Raw genomic sequence first — 17,749 nt, 5'->3', positions numbered from 1 at the left:
TCAAATACTTAGATTATGTTTGTTTATTTCTCTTATTGCTACTTGTGGAAGTCTTTATTTCAGTGAAATTTTGGGTTTTACTCCTTGTAACCTATGTTGGTATCAAAGAATATTCATGTATCCATTAATATTTTTAATTATTATTGCAATGATAAAAAAGGATGATAATATCAAGTATTATATTCGTGTTTTATCGTTCTGTGGTATGATAATTGCTTTGTATCAATGTATCATACAGTATTTCGCTATAAAAAGTACTTTTTGTAGTTTTACAAGTAATGATTGCTCATCGATTCAGACCGTATATATGGGATTTTTAACTATCCCTCAAATGTCTTTAGGTGCTTTTATATTGATTTTTGTATGTTCATTTTATATTAATAATAAAAACTAATATTTCAACATAAGAATCTGTACCAAAAAAATCTTTTTGGTACAGATTCTTATTTTAGTTTTGTAAGTGGCTCCAAAAAGAAGAAATCGTTGCCGTACCCCAACCTAGAGGCGACATATGGTGTAATAATTCTTCATTAAAACTACCAGACTGTTTTTGATATTCAACTGCTTTAGTTAGATGTAAGGTATTCCAAATACTAATAGCATTGATGATTATGTTTAAAGCACTGGCTCTTTGCAATTGATGTTGTATAGTCCGTTCCCTAAGCTCACCTTGTTTTCCGAAGAAAATAGCTCTTGCTAATCCGTTCATGGCTTCTCCTTTATTTAATCCCCTTTGTATTTTTCTTCTTAATGATTCATCCGATATATAATTCAAAATAAAAATTGTTTTTTCTATTCGACCCATCTCACGTAAGGCTATAGCCAAGCTGTTTTGTCTTGAATAAGATCCTAGTTTCCCCATAATAAGGGATGCTGAAACTGTTCCTTCTCTTATTGAGTGAGCTAATCGCAAAACATCCTCATAATTTTCTTTAATGACCTTTGTATTTATTTGTCCACGTAAAATGGCTTCTAATTTTGGATACTCACTTGCTTTATCTATTGTAAATAATTTTGAGTCTGCTAAATCTCTTATTCTTGGGGCAAATTTAAATCCTAATAAATGAGTCAGTCCGAATATTTGATCTGTGTAACCAGCTGTGTCTGTATAATGCTCTTCTATGTTTAAATCCGTTTCATGGTGCAACAAACCATCTAAAACATGAATCGCATCCCTTGAATTAGTATGAATAATCTTTGTGTAGTAAGAAGAGAATTGATCACTAGTAAAACGGTAGATGGTGGCTCCTTTTCCAGTTCCATAATGTGGGTTTGCATCTGCATGTAGTGATGAACACCTAACTGCATTCTCATACCGTCTGATGAGGATGTTGTACCGTCTCCCCAATAGGAAGACAATTGTAATTTGTGATGAAAATTTACTAATACGGCTTGGGCTTTATTCATTGCATCTTCATACATGCGCCATTGAGATACATTGGCTAATTGCTTATATGTAAGTCCGGGTGTTGCTTCAGCCATCTTGCTTACACCTATATTCATTCCCATTCCTAAAAGGGCAGCCATAATAATAATCGTTTCTTCTTTATCCGGTTTTCGATTATTGGAAGCATGAGTAAATTGCTCATGAAATCCTGTTATATAAGCAATATCCATCAGTAAATCGGTTAATTTTATTCTTGGTAGCATCTGATAAAGGCTTGCACTAAACTTTTTTGCTTCTTCTGGTACATCTTTTTCTAAGCGTGCAAGTGACAGCTTTCCTTTATCAAGAGAAACTCCATCTAACTTGTTGGAATTGGCAGTTAACCACTTTAACCTTTCATTAAGGCTGCTGGTTCTCTCCGTTATATAATCTTCGAATGATAAACTAACTGATAATCTCGTATTCTCTTTCGTTTGATTCCATGTAAATTCGGAAAACAAATATTCCTCAAAATCTCTATATTGTCTGCTGCCAACAATGGAAACATCTCCTGCCCGAACATGCTCCCGAAGTTCTGTTAAAACAGCCATTTCATAGTAATGACGATTGATTGTTGTACCATCATTCTCGTATAAATGCTTTTTCCAACGTTTTGAAATAAAATCCACAGGTGAGTCATCAGGTACTTTTCGTTTTCCGGATTCGTTCATTCCTCGGATAATCTCTACAGCTTGTAAAAGTGGCTCATTTGCCTTTGTAGAATGAAATTCCAACACCCTTAATAGCGTTGGCGTATATTTTCTTAGTGAATAAAATCGTTTTTGCAGTAAGTCTAAATAATCATAGTCAGCAGGACGTGCAAGCTCCTGGGCTTCTTCGACCGAAGAGACAAAAGAATTCCATTCAATAACGGATTCTAAAACCTCAAAAACGTCTAATTTTTCCTGTTTTGCTTTGATCAAAGCTTGTCCGATGTTCGTAAAGTGTATAACTTTCTCATTCAGCTTTTTACCGTTCAGTTTCTGAATTTCCTCTTGAGCCTTACGACCTTTTGATAAGAGACTAAGTATTTGTCTGTCATGAATTTCAAAAGCTTTATCCGTCAAATCTTGATTAAGATGTAATAAATAGACGGTTAGTATTGAATATCGTTTATTTTCCTGAAAATCACGGAATGCATAAGGTTCATATCTTGAACCCAAGCGAGACAGCTGTAACAGGCGATTGCGGTGCAAATGATTAATTTGCACCGTTTCTAATTCCATTCCTCGTATGTATTCGAGTCGTTCTATTACTTTTAAAAAGGTTTCGGGTGAAGGATGTCCCGGTGGTTCTTTTAACCAATCCAATATCGTTTTATTGGATTCTGACGAATGCTGCAAGGTAATAATATCTTCAAGTTTTTCTTTTTGTTCATTTGTTAGGGATTGACTAACCGTGTTAAATAGCTTCTTTTCAGCCATTGCCCTTGCTTCCCACACTATTCTTTCAAGTGTAGTGATAGCAGGCAGTATGATTTTGTTTTTTCTTAGAAAATCTATGCATTCATGTAGTAGATGAATGGCATCACCATTTTCCAAAGCCAATTGATGTAGGTGCTTAAATGTCATTCTATATTCTTTCAGAGTAAAAGTTACTAGTTTATATTCAATTCGAATTTCTTTCAAATGATCCCAAAGTGTATTGTCTCTTTGAGGATAAAGCTTTAGCGAGGATGGACTAGCACCGATTTGTTTTGATATATAATGTATGACTGAATCCGGGATGTTTTTGATATGAGTGTATGGCCAACCGGGATATCGAAGAACAGCTAATTGAACGGTGAACCCTAAACGGTTTTCTTCTCTCCTTCGCTTATTGATAATTTCTAAATCCCGTTTGGAAAAAGTGTAGTAGGTTCCTAGCACCCACTCGTCTTCAGGAATTTGCATAAGGACCTGTCGCTGTTCCGATGTAAGCAATTCTCTACCTCTCGCAACTTTCATACAGTATCATCTCATTTCTGTAATTGTTCAGTTAATTAGTTCAATTATAAATCAATAGAGTGTACTCTATTGATACAATTATAGTAGACTGATAAAATCATAGTTAAGAGTGTCTCATAAGACTTATCTCAAAAATGAGGTGATATTTTGCGGAAAATTGGTTATATACGTGTCAGTTCGACTAACCAAAATCCTTCAAGGCAATTTCAGCAATTAAACGAAATCGGGATGGATATTATTTTTGAAGAAAAAGTTTCTGGTGCAACAAAGAATCGCGAGCAACTTCAAAAAATGTTGCAGGATTTACAGGAAGGCGACATTATTTATGTTACAGACTTAACTCGGATCACTCGGAGTACGCAGGATTTATTTGAATTGATTGATTTAATACGAAGGAAAAAGGCAAGCTTAAAATCACTCAAGGATACATGGCTAAATTTATCAGAGGATAATCCATACAGCCAATTCTTAATTACAGTAATGGCTGGTGTGAACCAATTAGAGCGCGACCTTATCCGTATGCGTCAACGTGAAGGGATTGAGTTAGCAAAGAAAGAAGGAAAGTTTAAGGGGCGTTTAAAGAAGTATCATAAAAATCACGCAGGGATGAATTATGCAGTAAAACTATATAAAGAAGGCGGCATGACTGTAAATCAAATTTGTGAAATTACTAATGTATCTAGGGCTTCATTATATAGAAATCTATCGGAAAGAAACAAATAGTTTGTCCTGATTCTATCAAAAGGTGTATTTTTTCACCAACATTTTTAGGCATGAAATGTCGGTAATTATTATCTATTTTGTTTTAAAGTAAATATTGAAAGGGAGTAAACTTATGGATTGGCTAGAAAGAATGAACAATGCGTTAAACTACATTGAAAATAGCCTGGATGAAGAAATAGACTACAAAGAGATTGCAAAAGCAGCTAACTGTTCTGAGTTTCATTTTTCAAGAATGTTCTCTTCAATCTCAGGTGTATCGCTATCAGAATATATTAGACGAAGACGGTTAACACTTGCAGCATTTGAAATTCAAAAAAGTGATATTCGGATCATCGATGTGGCAATTAAATATGGTTATATTTCTTCTGATACTTTCTCACGTGCTTTTCAAAAAATGCATGGGGTAACCCCTTCCAATGCTCGTAATAGAGGGGTACAGTTAAAAGCCTTTCCCAAAATTTCCTTTCAAATTTCTATTAAAGGAGATACCGAGATGGACTACAGAATTGAAAACCTTGATTTTGAATTAAGAATTGTCGGAAAAAGCAAGCCAGTAAAAACAAGCAGAGCATTTAAAACAATCCCTACGCTTTGGAACACTGCGAAAAAAGATGGATTTATGCAAGAACTAGTAGATATGTCATGGGAAAATCCAAAATGCACGCTTGAAAGCCTTCTGGGGGTTTGCGGAAAAGAAGCTGCCATCACAGATGAACAATTTTCCTATTTCATGGGCGTAAGATACGATGGGGAATCCCCAGAAAATATGGAGACGCTTATTATTCCCGCAAGTACATGGGCAGTTTTTCCGAACATAGTGGATGCATGGAAACGTTTATATTCCGAGTGGGTCCCTACCTCCGAGTATGAACTTGCAAATTTACCGTGTATAGAATGTTATTACGGTCCGAAGCATAAACCAAGACACGAACTCTGGGTCCCTGTTATCCCGAAGTAAATTACATATTCAGTAATAGAATGCTGTTTATGGAGTAACGAAAAAAGAGCCTAATTTCTCAATTTAGGTGATGGGAAATCAGGCTTTTTATATTGGAAATTCCTTATCGTTGTAAATCCGCATTTTCCTGACGCCACCCCGTTATGTACGCGTCAGTTCGACTAGCCAAAATCCTTCAAGACAATTTCGGCAATTGAACGAAATTGGAATGGATATTATTTATGAAGAAAAAACTTCAGGAGCCACAAAAGATCGTGAACAACTTCAAAAAATGTTAGAGGATTTACAGGAAGGTGACATTATTTATGTTACAGATTTAACTCGGATCACTCGAAGTACGCAAGATTTATTTGAATTGATTGATTTAATACGAAATAAAAAGGGAAGCTTAAAATCACTTAAGGATACATGGCTAGATTTATCAGAAGATAATCCATATAGCCAATTCTTAATTACGGTAATGGCTGGTGTTAACCAATTAGAGCGAGACCTTATTCGTATGCGTCAGCGTGAAGGAATTGAGCTCGCAAAGAAAGAAGGGAAGTTTAAAGGACGGTTAAAGAAATATCATAAAAATCACGCAGGAATGAATTATGCAGTAAAGCTATATAAAGAAGGAAATATGACTGTAAATCAAATTTGTGAAATTACAAATGTATCTAGAGCTTCTTTATATAGAAAGCTATCGGAAGGAAAAAAATAAGCATTCATTACTTATATTAAAAATTTCCGGGGATTGTGAAACAACGTACCTAACCAAGCAGGCTATTTCTATAAGGAAGTATCAATATTTGTTTATCTAACTAGGCACGATCATCAAAGGGTTCCGAGTACATTTTAACGGAGATATACGCTAAACTCAGATTTAAAGCAAGGCTGTATTTTCCGAGAACACTTTATAAAAAACAACCTTAGTCAATCACAAACGAAGGTTGTTTTTATAAAGTCATGGTCTAATTAAAACAATTGCTGTCCCAAGAGCATACTTGAGACTGAAAAGGCACCAGCAGGTGGTAAAACATTAGTATATATGGGAGGTCCCAAACGGGGTGTAAAGGTTGTAGCAATCCAATTTCCATATTCACCAGCCAGCAAAGAGGGAGGTTTCATTATAAACCGTCCACTTAAAACGAAATGCCGAATGCTTATAGCGGTCTCATCAAATATTGTCAAGTTGCCAAAAAAGGAGGCATATGGTGAATCGAAACTTATTTGTTTAGCGCTTTCGTCCCAATACCCATTAATCGGAATAGGTATACCACGAAAATTAACTGTACCTACTACTTTGTTGTCTACAATGGAATCAATGGTAAGTATACCTCTAATAATGGATCTCCCCGCAATAGAAGCATCAATCCCCCATACGGATGGAAAGGGGATACTAACTTTGGCTGTCTTTGGAATTTTCAAAATTAACCTCTCCTTGATTATTTTATGTATGGATTGAGTTGTATTTAATCATAATCCTGTAGTAATGATACAGTATATGCACAGAGAATCACTTAGGTGTTTTGTTAAGAAAGAAGCATCAATAATCAATCAGCCTACTGTCTAGATGAAAAGAGTTTGCCTGACCCACGAAAAATATGGAACATTAATTCCTGCTGCTCATACATATGGTCTCGCATTTGGAAAATTTCTTAGCTTTAAAATAAATCATCTGATTCAATGAAATGTAATGCCTATCATCACCTATTTTTATATGTACCTCAGACGAATTCCTATACCTCCGTTACTCTTCGATCATATTGTATTTGTACGAGGTGGTGTAAAATGTTTAAATTATATTTAGATCCTGGTCACGGGGGAGTGGACCCAGGAGCTATTGGCAATGGGATGCAGGAAAAAGAAATTACCTTAAATATTTCCCATAGCATCCGGAATCTCTTGGAAAACCATTATGAAGGCCTGCAAATTAAAATGAGTAGAACAGCAGATATTACGCGCAGCTTGAAAGAACGTACAGATGATGCGAATGCTTGGGGTGCAGATTATTTTCTATCCATCCACGTTAATGCATTTAACGGTTCAGCTCATGGGTATGAAGATTATATTCATAACAGTTTGTCTGATTCATCGAGAACAGCGTTAATTCGGGACATTATGCATGAAGAAATTGTCAAAGTAAATAACTTGCATAACCGTGGTAAAAAAAAGGCCGATTTCCATGTACTGCGAGAAACCAGAATGCCCGCTTTATTAACGGAGAACGGATTTATTGATCATGCAAGCGATGCCCAAAAATTAAGAGACCCGAATTGGCGGCAAGCGGTTGCCCAAGGGCATGTTAATGGGTTAGCACGCGCGTTTAATTTGAAGAGAAAATCGACTAATCTGAAAAGCAATATGGCTATTAAACGTGTAATTGTTGACGGTGTGCAAGTAGGTGCTTACGCAGAAGAAGAAAATGTGTTGAGAACTGTAAAACGCAACCTGAGAACAGCACAAAGGATTATTATTGAAAATGTGTAGTTTCGTTGGGAAAACGGTTGCTTGACTGCGAGCACCTTAAAGTTTTATCAAAATGGATAACTAGGCTGGATGAACAAAATATACGCTAAGCCTTTGATGTGACGGGCTTAGCATTTTTTTCTTGCTCTAAGTTAGTCCGGCCGATATAAGCCAGGACTAGCTTAATATCAGATGAATAGAACGAAGTTGTTGAGGGAATTATAGGGGTACAGCCAACATTTCGGAAGTTTTGTACGCTAAGCGAATTTTAACTAAAAAAAGTCGAATTCCTGTACGCTAAGGAACCGACTTTTTTTAACTGACTTGTTCAACTAAACAAGCTACCGTTTGAAATAGAACTTTATACTTCACTATTAATAAGGATTTCACAAGTTAAATTAAGTTAGAATCTTTCCATATTCTTATACAATTAACTAAGGTTTTTTTTTGGAAAGAAAGTTTATATATATCTGGCATAGCAAGCTTCTTCCAGAATTCAAAATCGTATTGTTCATCAAAATAATTCATCATTAGTACCATAATATTTCCATGTGTTCCTACAACAACATTTTTGCCTTCATATTTATCTAAAGCCATTTCAATGCCTTTAATTCCTCTTTGTTGGGCACTCTTGTTTGACTCTCCACCTTCCCAAGAAAAATCAGGGTTGTCCCAAACCTTTCTAATTGCTTGCTCAAAATCATTAACATCTTCCTTCGTTAGCTTTCTTTCTTTAAATTCATCTACAATTTGAATCTCCCTGCCCAGTGTTAATGCTATTCCTTCAACCGTTTGTATAGCCCTTAAATATGGACTTGAGATAACATGATCAATGTTTTCTTCTCTTAGTAACTCTTTGACTTTGTAAGCATCTTTTAGTCCTTTTTCTGATAAGGGTCTTTTTAATTCCTCTGGTGTGTAAGTAGAATGGGCATGTCTAACCAAATACAAATTTGTTAGCATTGGAACCTCCTAATAATATGTATAATTATTTATAAATCCTTTTTTGTGGAATCACTCCTCTAACACCACCTGTGGGGTCATTAATATCGTTAAAGTATCTTGGTATTAAGTGTATGTGACAATGAAAAATCGTTTGACCTGCTGTCTCCCCACAATTCACTCCAATGTTGTAACCTTCCGGTTTATACCTTGAATCCAATAATGATTTACTTCTCTGAAAACAACGGTGGTAAAATCCCTAATAACAACGGTGTGAAATTCCCCAATAATAACGGATAATTATCTCAAAAACAACTTGGAGTGTAGAGAGATAATGATCAAGGATGGGGAATTTTTTATGATTAAAGAGTATCACTCAAAAGGTTGGACTCAGATTGCTATAGCAGAATTAACAGGCTTTGATCCAAAAACAATACGAAAATACTTAAATCAAAATGAGTTACCAAAGAAAAAAAAACAACCTCACGGTAAATTGAAAACAAGCCTTTTAGATCCATATAAAGACTATTTATTAAGACGGTTAAAGGAAGGTACCACTAACTGCGAAGTGCTTCTTGAGGAAATTCAATCTATGGGTTATCCAGGAAAGATGACTTTTCATCAGACCTTATCGCCAGAAACCAAAGAAACAATCGAGTATCCGTTTTGAAACACCTCCTGGAAAGCAAGCACAGATGGACTGGGCAGAGATTGGAGAACATGAGGTTGATGGGAAGAAACAAAAGCTTTATGTATTTATCATCGTTTTAGGTTACTCCCGTATGAAATACATGGAAATTACAAATACGATGAATATGGAGCAGCTAATGAAATGCCACATGAATGCATTTGCCTATTTTAACGGCGTTCCTGAACACATACTCTATGACAATATGAAAACGGTAGTCACCTTACATAGTCCAACACAAATACGTTTTAATCGAAAGTTCGAAGAATTCCTAGCTTACTATGGAGTTGTTCCGAAAGCGTGTAAACCAGCAAGACCACAAACCAAAGGGAAAGTAGAAAGTGCGGTTGGTTACCTTAAGAAGAATTTTCTGCAAAGAAAACAAAAGAATACACTTCATGAGATGAATGAGATGTTAAGTGGATGGCTGGACAAAGTGGCCAATAAAAAACCGAATCAAACGACGCTTGAGCCACCTCTACAGCGTTTTGAAGAGGAACAAAAACACTTATTACATTGGAATACGAGACCCTTATTCCCAATAAGTAAATGGAAGGTTACTTACGTAACGGAAAGCAGCATGATTTCTTATAATGATCGAAACTATTCGGTTCCTTATCGTTATAAAGGGATGGAAGTAAAGGTGAAGGAAACTCTTGATCATCATTTAGAGATCTATTTTGATCTAGAGTGCATCGCTACTCATCCGATTATTTCTGGGATCAATAAATCATTAACGGATATCAACCACATAAAGAACATAAAAAAAGAGCCAGATGTGACACAAAACGGTTTGGCGACCCGTCACATTCAGCCCTCTAATCATGAAGTGGAACAACGTTCACTTCACGTGTATGAAGAACAATTAAAAGCTGGTGATCACAAATGAACGCACAACTTATAACTGAACGTCTTAAGAAAGTTGGCTTGGTTTACATAGCCAATCAATTAGATGGCATCCTAGAAGATGCCTCTAAACATAATGTAACATATTCTGAATTTCTAAACACCCTTCTTCAACATGAAATTGAACACAAAGAAGGTGCAGCACTAGAAACTAGAATAAAGAAATCAAAGCTACCGTTTCACAAGACTATCGAAGACTTTGACTTCTCATTTCAACCAAGTGTTAGCGAACGGCGTGTAAAAGAAGTAATAACTGGTCGTTATATTGAGAATGGAGAAAATATCTTATTATTAGGACCGCCAGGTGTTGGTAAAACCCACTTGGCGATAGGTTTCGCTATCGAAGCACTTCGTCAAGGATACACAGCTTACTACACCCGGGCCGATGATTTCATTACTTCCTGCCGCAAGGCAGAACAAAGGGGAACCACTTCTCGCCTGGTCCGATCGTTAAGTAGGTGCGATGTACTCATAATTGATGAAATGGGATACTTTCCGTTTGATGAGTTAAGTGCAGATTTATTCTTTCGTATCATTTCAAAACGTTATGAAAAAGGGTCAATTATTTTAACCTCTAACAAATCGTATATTGAGTGGGGGAAAATATTTGGCGATGACGTCCTAGCAACAGCGGTTTTGGATAGATTGTTGCATTACTCCACAACTTTCAATATCAAAGGACAATCATTTAGACTTCGTGAAAAGCAAAAAGCCGGCATACAACCGGCCGTTAATTAGTAATAGGGAATTTTGGACCGCTGAAATTAGGGAAAATAGAACCGCTGTTGACATCTCAATACTAATTTATCTATTGAAAGTTTTTCTTCAATAGTTAAACCAAAATAATCCTCACAGTGTCTCTTCGGTACTATTAACATATGACCTTTATTTACTGGGAATTTATCATAAAAACATTTAGCTTTATCATTTTCAAATACAACACTTTCAATATGGCCTAGTCACAGGGTTGCTGCTCTAGTCCGTCAGATGATTTACATAAAATGTAATTTCTGCAACCGACTTACTGAGGCAACCCTATAGCGCCTTGTCTAAATACCTATACAGCGTGGTCTTACTGATACCAGTCGCCACTGTAATTTGCTTAATTGTATAGTCTTTACTCTTATACATCTTAACAGCCATTTCCACTTTATCTTCTTTCTTAGTAGGTCTCCCACCTTTCTTTCCTCTTGATCTTGCTGCTTGAAGACCAGACTTTGTTCGTTCAGGGGTCCCGCCAACCAAATGACATAAAACCCACGTTAAGACATTTTTTGGAATTCAAATCCTTGATTTAGGTACGCTAAGGGTTGTAACTAAAATGAATATTTTTGCTATAGACGGCAATATTAGGGTGAGTACCAGCGAAGCTGTCACCATTTGCAATAAGGATACGTTAAGATTACAATAAGTTGTTTAAGTTTAACACTTACAATACGCATATCCACCGTACTGTTTTAGATTGATAATATATATTTTCATACTTAGATTCCATTATTATGTATAATAAAGTTAAAAAAATAATGACGCCACTTATGGAGAGTGTATTATGTCAAAAAATGATTCTACCAATTTCGTTTTACATGCAAAAAGTGACCAATTTTACTGGGAAGGAATTGGCCAACTGTCCATAAAAACATTTTCAAATGGTAAAGCCCATTATAAGACTAATAAAGGCATGTTTGCTGTTGAAGAAAGTAGATACCTACTCCTTAATAAAGGTTCATACACAATTTCAATTGATGAAACGAAGGATGTGGAATCTTTTTGTATTTTCTTTAAAGATGGGTTTGAAGCCGAGGTCTTTAATTCATTAAAAGAAACAAACGATAATCTTCTAAACGATCCATTTATGGATACGAGTTCTATTGTTTTTTTTGATAAAACCTATCATAAAAATAATACTTTATCTTTTCAACTTGAAACTTTCAAACATATTTTACCTAGTCTCGAAATTAATTCTGTTGGTTATGAGGAACAATTTCATAAGTTAATGCAATATATTTTGAATGAACATTTTAATACATACAAGGAAGTTGAATCTTTAAGTGCAATAAGGACCTCTACACGTGAAGAATTATATAGAAGGATATGTATAGCCCATGATTACATAAGAGCTTATTATGACAAAACTATTAAATTAAATGACATTGCACGAATTTCTTGTCTATCTCCAAATCATTTATTAAGAACATACACACAAATATATGGTAAAACTCCTCATCAGCATATTTCAGAGTTTAGAGTAACAAAAGCAAAACAACTATTATCAGAATTAAGTAATAATATGACCGATATAACCTTTAAACTTGGATTTCAAAATCCTGTATCCTTTAGCAAAATGTTTAAGCAACATGTTGGCATATCTCCTAAAGAATATCGAAAAAAGGTGATATTGGATAAGAAAAATTAGGTAAAATAATTTATCCTTTTAATAATAAGATATTTTGAAGGGAGCAAATTTTTATGGAAACTAATATAATCCAAAAAATTGGACAAATTGGAGTACCTGTAAAAGATTTAAATAGAGCACTAGATTTTTATAAAGAAAAATTAGGTCTCTCACTTTTGTTTAACACTAATAGTATGGCATTCTTTGAATGCAACGGATTGCGTCTCATGTTAACACTTCCAGAAAAAGAGGAATTCGCTCTTTCAAGTTCAGTAATTTATTTTGAAGTAAATAATATTAAAGATACTTATGAACGCTTATTAGGTAAAGAAGTTACTTTTATCGACGAACCACATGTTGTAGCTAAAATGGGACAAACAGAAACATGGATGGGTGTTTTTGCCCATCCCCCCGAAAAGGTGGAATAAGGAGTACCTCACTGAAAGATTAGGGAAGTACTCCTTAAACATCGCTTACTCTGTTTCCGATATTACGTTTAATTGGGCTAATTCTTGAATAATTGCATCCAAATCAACAGACTCTTGTTGTATATTAAACTCGTATCTTCCATAGAAGTTAATATGTTGCCATGCAACTGGGGATATTTTTTTCATAACATCCGAATCTAGAGCCTTTGTTTCTCTGTAAGCCAACATATTAGATAAAATACTGGCATTGTAATAAATAATGCAATTGGAGAGTAAGCGACTGCATTCGCCCCAAATATGTTGATCATTTTCATTTTTGAAACGTAATTTTCCAAAATTGGCAAAGGATACTGCTTTGCGTAATTTATGATAACTTTCCCCTCGATTTAATGCCTTTTGAACATTCCGGCGTAAAGGGGGAGAATCAATATAATCCAAAAAATATAGACTTCTTATGATGTTATCGTACTCCCATAAAGCACGTTTGGTTTTGTTCTTCCGTGCATAAGCGCTTAGCTTACCAATAATAATGCTTTGTGTGGTTGTTTTAACTGCAAGGGATAACATAATTCGTTGAATATTTTCCCATTCCTCTATAATAAGATTCGTATTAATCTTTCGAACTGGCTTGATCAGGTTATCTCCATATTGGCTTGGATGTTTGAATCCGTAAAGAGATTTGTTGACCTTATCGTGAATATCCTTGTAGCGAGGCGCAAACTGATAACCAAAAAAGTTCAGGATAGCAAAATTCACTTCATTGGTTCCATGTGTATCCGTGGAATGCACATCAGGCTGAATATCAGTTGTGTTGTTAAATAAAATATCAAATACATAATGACTTTCATGCTCATTGGCCCCAATAATTCGAGCATTAACAGGGATATGGTTGGCTACCATTGTGTAGGAAACAATCCCTTTACCAAGACCAAAGTATTTAGGTGAATGACGGGAATTAATGGTATTGATTCGAGTCTCAACTTTCTGCCCGTCACTACTAGAATGAATCGTCTCCCCAATGTCATAATGTTTAAAGATTGGGAGTTTGGCTATTGCATTACTGATACAATCATTCGCTTCTTTTAAAGTCTCCAGACGAATAAAGTTATCAGATGTGGCAGCCAGTAACGGATAGCTAATATCAGAAATTTCCCCCATTCTCCCTAACCCCATGTTGGTTCCCCAAGCAATCAGACAGGCGACAAGAATTCGATTGTCTTTATTCTGTTTGGCATAACGTCCCAAGATGTGCTCAAATGAGTCAAGGAATTGACAGTGCTGTTGAACAAAATGCAAGACACTCCTAATGTCTATTTGCTTTAATGTATCGTAGAATGAGTGATTAATAGATTCTGTGTCACGAGTATAAGGTAATGTCCATCGGGTATGTGAACCCCGTTTTTTGATTTGAAGATGCTCATTTTTCCCAGATGAAATACTCTGGTTAACTTTAGTAATGCGATCTTCTAATCGCTTCTCAAGCTCCACTAAATGACTATGAATGGGTTGGTTGAAAATCGTCAGACCAGTGTCAGCGATCAACATTTCTTTCTGTTCCCATTGACGATCATTGATCAGGTCATCCTCAAAACTGCGAAATCGGATACTATCACGACAAAAAATATCTCCTGCTTCCAAACGGTTGCGTAGGAGGCGATAGACTAAAAATTCATATCGATCTGCTAAAATTGTTTTTTGTTCATAGATATAACGCTTCACACCATCGGATATGAAACCATTTGGCAAATCATCTGAGTGATATTGTCCTAACGCTTTATTCTTATTAAAAGCAGTTTTCATAAAATTCACTGCTTTAATTAATGGATCATTTGGTGAAGGAGCTACGAAATCAACCTGCAAAAATATAGGTCTTAAATAACGTTTAAATCGTCGTGCCTGCTGACCAATATGTTCCCATTGGAAGGCAGTTTCATCATATTTTATATTTGTAGTAATCTGTTTGGCTACGGATTCCAGTTTCTGACGTTCCAAAATAGTAAATGCACGGTCTTGAATATCCCTAAAGGGAGTATTGGCAGGAATATGATCATCAGTGAATATTTTAAGCAGTTCCCCTGCTTTTTTGATGTCTTGATTACTCTCTGTATAGCACTCGTAAACTCGTTCTTTTGCTGCTAATTTAGCTTCATCTGCATACCCCCTTACACTATATATGAGGGTATTGATCAGGTTGTCATGCATCCGTTGATAACGATGGGATACAAAACATAACAAATAGACATAAACAATCCATACATTCAGCCGTTTGAGCTTGTAGACAGAGTAGTAACTTACTAATGAAGCATAGTACTTGATGCTTTCGTTGGAAATACCTAACTTTGGTAACAGTTCTTGAGCAAGGTAATATAAATGCTGTATTTGTTTACCACGATTCATTTCAAGCTTTATTTCAGTGGCGCTAAAGTCTTTCGGTTCGTGTTTCAGTAGTGTTATTTCATACAGCCCTGAAGAATCTTCAAGTAATCGATCTAAGGATTCCATATCATTCTGTTTTAGATGATCCTGCATCAATGAAATTAATCGGTTTTGCTCATGGGTTATTGCCTGTCCTGTCATATCTTGCATAAAACTATAGCCAGGAACAACAATGCAGTTTTCAGACAAATAATTCATGATTTCTCGAAAGATGTAAATCGGCTTACCACAAAACGCCGCAGACTTTTGAGCTTTTTCCTCCATCTTACGCCGTTCTTCGGCACCGCAACTGTGGTAGTTAAATAATTTAAGAATCAATTGTTGTTGTTTTAACCTAGTGGACTTATCAATTGAACTCAAGTCATCAATTTGACTGTTGTTGAAATGTTCCTTCAGAATATATTGAAGATCCTCTTCTACCTCATGGAGGTCAAATGTAAAAAATAGTTGTCTGGCTTTGAAATAACCCAGTTGTAAAACGAAATAAGCCTTAGATTTGACAGAACGCAATGTGTGTAGCAGCTCTTTCTCTGGCTGTGAAAGAGAAAAATAAGAACAGCGATCTTCGTATGAGAAACCTGGTCTGTCATAAATGATCTTTACTTCATCTTCGCTAAGAATCCTCAACCGTTTTTGGGTAGTTGTATTATTCTCCATATTCATATTCCAATCTCAAATTCCCTGACTACTTTATAAAATGAGTTCTTTTTCAACCCAAGTAAACACATGAACTCAACGCCCGTGATCTCTTTATTTTTCCACTTCGGATAGTGAGAATCTAATAATTGGCGCTGTTCATGGGAAAGGGTCCGTAAATTAAGCTTTGGTCGTCCCAAATGTCTACCTTGAGATTTGGCGAGCGCTATGCCTTCGGCTTGGCGCTGTTTGATTTTTTTTCGTTCTTGTTCGGCCACATAAGAGAGAAGGTTTAGAAACTGATCTTCCATTAACTTTCCGATATCTCCCATCTCTCTATATTTACGACTATCAAATAACGTTTCGTTTTCCAACACGACAATATCTGCTTGAATGTTCCTTGTAATGTGTTTCCATTCATAGATAATCCCTTCGTAATCCCTCCCCAATCGATCTAGGGCATCCAGATAAAGGAGATCCCCTTTCCGCAGGATACGCTTCATCGTCTGGTAGCTGGGGCGATTAAAGTCTTTTCCACTTTGTTTATCAACAAAGATCATTCGCTCTTCGATGCCTAAAGCTAACATTTTTTTGATTTGACGTTCTTCATTCTGATCTGTAGATGAAACGCGAACATAACCGATCTTCACAATGAACTTCCTCCAGAAGATATATTTTCTTCTACTATTTTACTATATTTAGTTTCTAAAGGTATGACGATTTTAGTAAACGTTTATAAAAATATTTTCATAGATTTATAAACGCAAGAACCACCCTTTATTAGACAGGTTTTAAAAGTACACCTTTATAAACAAAAAAGAACCCAAAGAATTGAGTGTGGAATTTTTGCTCCACGTACGGACCATTTAGTTGAACAAGAGATAAATTAAATAGCTAAGGATTGTGAAGTATTTTATAATGATGAATGCTTTTTATTTTAGTCTAAAAATAAGAATAAAAGGGGTTGTTTAAAAAAAACAATAATATATTGCATATGGATAATGATTTATTGTAAAACGATAAATAAGTGAGGTGCATTTTTATGAAACGAGGAACAACTGTTTTTTTAAAGATAGCTGTTTTTCTTATTGGGATTACGGTACTCGCCTTGTGTATATTTTGGTTGCCTTGGTTAGCAAATGATACGGCAGAAATGTTTCCGGAGTTTGCTTTTTTGCAATATCCTGTATTAATCGGTTTGTATGTAACTGTGATACCATTTTTCCTTGCTCTGTATCAAGCTTTAAAACTTTTAAACTACATTGAAAATAACAATGCTTTTTCGGAATTGTCTGTAAAGGTTTTGAAATATATAAAATACTGTGCAATTACAATCAGTATCTTATATTTGATAGGGACCATCGTTCTTATGTCTCAAAACGCCTTACACCCAGGAATAGCAATTATCGGATTAACAATTATTTTTACTTCTGTTGTTATTGCAGTCTTCACTGCGGTTCTTCAGAAATTATTAAAAAACGTTTTAGATATAAAATCAGAAAATGATTTTACGGTCTGAGGTGAAACAGTGGCAATTATAATCAATATCGATGTGATGTTAGCTAAAAGAAAAATGAGTGTAACAGAACTATCTGAAAGAGTTGGAATCACAATGGCTAACCTTTCTATTTTGAAAAATGGAAAGGCTAAAGCGATTCGATTATCAACTTTAGAAGCTATTTGTAAGGCATTGGACTGTCAACCTGGGGATATTCTTGAATATCAAAGTGACATTGACAATCAAGAATCAACCATTTGATAGTTTAAACACATTAAGAAGGAATGTCATAAAATTGTTGAATTTTAACTAATGATAG

Annotated in this window: 15 protein-coding genes and 4 pseudogenes; 11 read left to right on the top strand and 8 right to left on the bottom strand. The window is 35.4% G+C overall.

The features are described from left to right. Window positions 1–19: 19 nt before the first annotated feature. Window positions 20–394, top strand: coding sequence for a disulfide bond formation protein B (locus tag LMD38_RS28310; protein ID WP_225991074.1), 375 nt, complete (start codon window positions 20–22; stop codon window positions 392–394). Between the two features lie 54 nt (window positions 395–448). On the opposite strand, the pseudogene LMD38_RS28305 reads toward LMD38_RS28310, so the two are convergent. Further along, window positions 449–3,372, bottom strand: a pseudogene (locus tag LMD38_RS28305) (Tn3 family transposase). 147 nt (window positions 3,373–3,519) lie between these two features. Here LMD38_RS28305 and LMD38_RS28300 point away from each other — a divergent pair. From LMD38_RS28300 to LMD38_RS28290, 3 genes are all read left to right on the top strand, one after another. Then, complete coding sequence (locus tag LMD38_RS28300) at window positions 3,520–4,095, top strand: recombinase family protein (RefSeq protein ID WP_001226074.1); 576 nt, start codon at window positions 3,520–3,522, stop codon at window positions 4,093–4,095. A gap of 112 nt (window positions 4,096–4,207) precedes the next feature. Beyond that, on the top strand, window positions 4,208–5,053 hold the full coding sequence (locus LMD38_RS28295; protein WP_000383881.1) for an AraC family transcriptional regulator: 846 nt from the start codon (window positions 4,208–4,210) through the stop codon (window positions 5,051–5,053). A gap of 127 nt (window positions 5,054–5,180) precedes the next feature. Next, the gene (locus LMD38_RS28290) at window positions 5,181–5,756 is read left to right on the top strand and encodes a recombinase family protein (RefSeq protein ID WP_033656251.1); all 576 of its coding nucleotides are present in this window, start codon (window positions 5,181–5,183) and stop codon (window positions 5,754–5,756) included. A 254-nt stretch (window positions 5,757–6,010) separates the two neighbouring features. Here LMD38_RS28290 and LMD38_RS28285 read toward each other — a convergent pair whose 3' ends face one another. After that, entirely contained in the window at window positions 6,011–6,463 is a 453-nt protein-coding gene (locus LMD38_RS28285; RefSeq protein ID WP_000701227.1) for a hypothetical protein, read from the bottom strand. A gap of 363 nt (window positions 6,464–6,826) precedes the next feature. On the opposite strand from LMD38_RS28285, the gene LMD38_RS28280 reads away from it, so the two are divergent. Continuing rightward, entirely contained in the window at window positions 6,827–7,525 is a 699-nt protein-coding gene (locus tag LMD38_RS28280) for an N-acetylmuramoyl-L-alanine amidase family protein (protein ID WP_000475617.1), read from the top strand. Window positions 7,526–7,897: 372 nt separating this feature from the next. On the opposite strand, the gene LMD38_RS28275 is transcribed toward LMD38_RS28280, so the two are convergent. Both LMD38_RS28275 and LMD38_RS28270 read right to left on the bottom strand, forming a co-directional pair. After that, on the bottom strand, window positions 7,898–8,467 hold the full coding sequence (locus LMD38_RS28275) for a histidine phosphatase family protein (RefSeq protein WP_000957215.1): 570 nt from the start codon (window positions 8,465–8,467) through the stop codon (window positions 7,898–7,900). Window positions 8,468–8,492: 25 nt separating this feature from the next. Continuing rightward, window positions 8,493–8,675, bottom strand: a pseudogene (locus LMD38_RS28270) (HIT family protein); the annotation flags it as partial. A 105-nt stretch (window positions 8,676–8,780) separates the two neighbouring features. On the opposite strand from LMD38_RS28270, the pseudogene istA reads away from it, so the two are divergent. Beyond that, window positions 8,781–10,023, top strand: a pseudogene (gene istA / locus LMD38_RS28265) (IS21-like element ISBce16 family transposase). Continuing rightward, window positions 10,020–10,778, top strand: coding sequence for an IS21-like element ISBce16 family helper ATPase IstB (gene istB / locus LMD38_RS28260; protein ID WP_000993737.1), 759 nt, complete (start codon window positions 10,020–10,022; stop codon window positions 10,776–10,778). Before istA ends, istB begins: the two are co-directional and overlap by 4 nt. A gap of 26 nt (window positions 10,779–10,804) precedes the next feature. Here istB and LMD38_RS28255 read toward each other — a convergent pair whose 3' ends face one another. Both LMD38_RS28255 and LMD38_RS28250 read right to left on the bottom strand, forming a co-directional pair. Further along, complete coding sequence (locus LMD38_RS28255) at window positions 10,805–10,990, bottom strand: HIT family protein (protein ID WP_078214948.1); 186 nt, start codon at window positions 10,988–10,990, stop codon at window positions 10,805–10,807. An 85-nt stretch (window positions 10,991–11,075) separates the two neighbouring features. Then, window positions 11,076–11,267: pseudogene (locus tag LMD38_RS28250) on the bottom strand (helix-turn-helix domain-containing protein); the annotation flags it as partial. 322 nt (window positions 11,268–11,589) lie between these two features. On the opposite strand from LMD38_RS28250, the gene LMD38_RS28245 reads away from it, so the two are divergent. Both LMD38_RS28245 and LMD38_RS28240 read left to right on the top strand, forming a co-directional pair. Further along, window positions 11,590–12,453 (top strand): helix-turn-helix domain-containing protein, encoded by an 864-nt coding sequence (locus LMD38_RS28245; RefSeq protein ID WP_000041618.1) that lies wholly within the window; start codon window positions 11,590–11,592, stop codon window positions 12,451–12,453. 53 nt (window positions 12,454–12,506) lie between these two features. After that, window positions 12,507–12,860, top strand: a complete 354-nt coding sequence (locus tag LMD38_RS28240; RefSeq protein WP_000449611.1) for a VOC family protein — start codon at window positions 12,507–12,509, stop codon at window positions 12,858–12,860. A 45-nt stretch (window positions 12,861–12,905) separates the two neighbouring features. Here the strand turns inward: LMD38_RS28240 and LMD38_RS28235 are convergent, their stop codons facing one another. Both LMD38_RS28235 and LMD38_RS28230 read right to left on the bottom strand, forming a co-directional pair. Next, a complete protein-coding gene (locus tag LMD38_RS28235) occupies window positions 12,906–15,953 on the bottom strand; it encodes a Tn3 family transposase (protein ID WP_012477907.1) in 3,048 nt (1,015 codons plus the stop codon). 2 nt (window positions 15,954–15,955) lie between these two features. Then, the gene (locus tag LMD38_RS28230; protein WP_000690663.1) at window positions 15,956–16,582 is read right to left on the bottom strand and encodes a recombinase family protein; all 627 of its coding nucleotides are present in this window, start codon (window positions 16,580–16,582) and stop codon (window positions 15,956–15,958) included. A 392-nt stretch (window positions 16,583–16,974) separates the two neighbouring features. On the opposite strand from LMD38_RS28230, the gene LMD38_RS28225 reads away from it, so the two are divergent. Further along, the gene (locus tag LMD38_RS28225) at window positions 16,975–17,451 is read left to right on the top strand and encodes a DUF2975 domain-containing protein (RefSeq protein ID WP_000820334.1); all 477 of its coding nucleotides are present in this window, start codon (window positions 16,975–16,977) and stop codon (window positions 17,449–17,451) included. A 9-nt stretch (window positions 17,452–17,460) separates the two neighbouring features. Then, on the top strand, window positions 17,461–17,691 hold the full coding sequence (locus LMD38_RS28220; RefSeq protein WP_000974627.1) for a helix-turn-helix domain-containing protein: 231 nt from the start codon (window positions 17,461–17,463) through the stop codon (window positions 17,689–17,691). The last annotated feature ends 58 nt before the right edge of the window (window positions 17,692–17,749 follow it).

This window comes from Bacillus pacificus (assembly GCF_020861345.1).
Lineage (GTDB): Bacteria > Bacillota > Bacilli > Bacillales > Bacillaceae_G > Bacillus_A > Bacillus_A pacificus.
This window is presented reverse-complemented; position numbering and strand designations above follow the sequence as displayed.

What these genes read in the sequence shown, in the direction of transcription:
- LMD38_RS28295 (WP_000383881.1), top strand. Translation starts at nt 4,208, where the DNA reads ATGGATTGGCTAGAAAGAATGAACAATGCGTTAAACTACATTGAAAAT.
- LMD38_RS28280 (WP_000475617.1), top strand. Translation starts at nt 6,827, where the DNA reads ATGTTTAAATTATATTTAGATCCTGGTCACGGGGGAGTGGACCCAGGA.
- LMD38_RS28275 (WP_000957215.1), bottom strand. Translation starts at nt 8,467, where the DNA reads ATGCTAACAAATTTGTATTTGGTTAGACATGCCCATTCTACTTACACA.
- istB (WP_000993737.1), top strand. Translation starts at nt 10,020, where the DNA reads ATGAACGCACAACTTATAACTGAACGTCTTAAGAAAGTTGGCTTGGTT.
- LMD38_RS28245 (WP_000041618.1), top strand. Translation starts at nt 11,590, where the DNA reads ATGTCAAAAAATGATTCTACCAATTTCGTTTTACATGCAAAAAGTGAC.
- LMD38_RS28240 (WP_000449611.1), top strand. Translation starts at nt 12,507, where the DNA reads ATGGAAACTAATATAATCCAAAAAATTGGACAAATTGGAGTACCTGTA.
- LMD38_RS28235 (WP_012477907.1), bottom strand. Translation starts at nt 15,953, where the DNA reads ATGGAGAATAATACAACTACCCAAAAACGGTTGAGGATTCTTAGCGAA.
- LMD38_RS28225 (WP_000820334.1), top strand. Translation starts at nt 16,975, where the DNA reads ATGAAACGAGGAACAACTGTTTTTTTAAAGATAGCTGTTTTTCTTATT.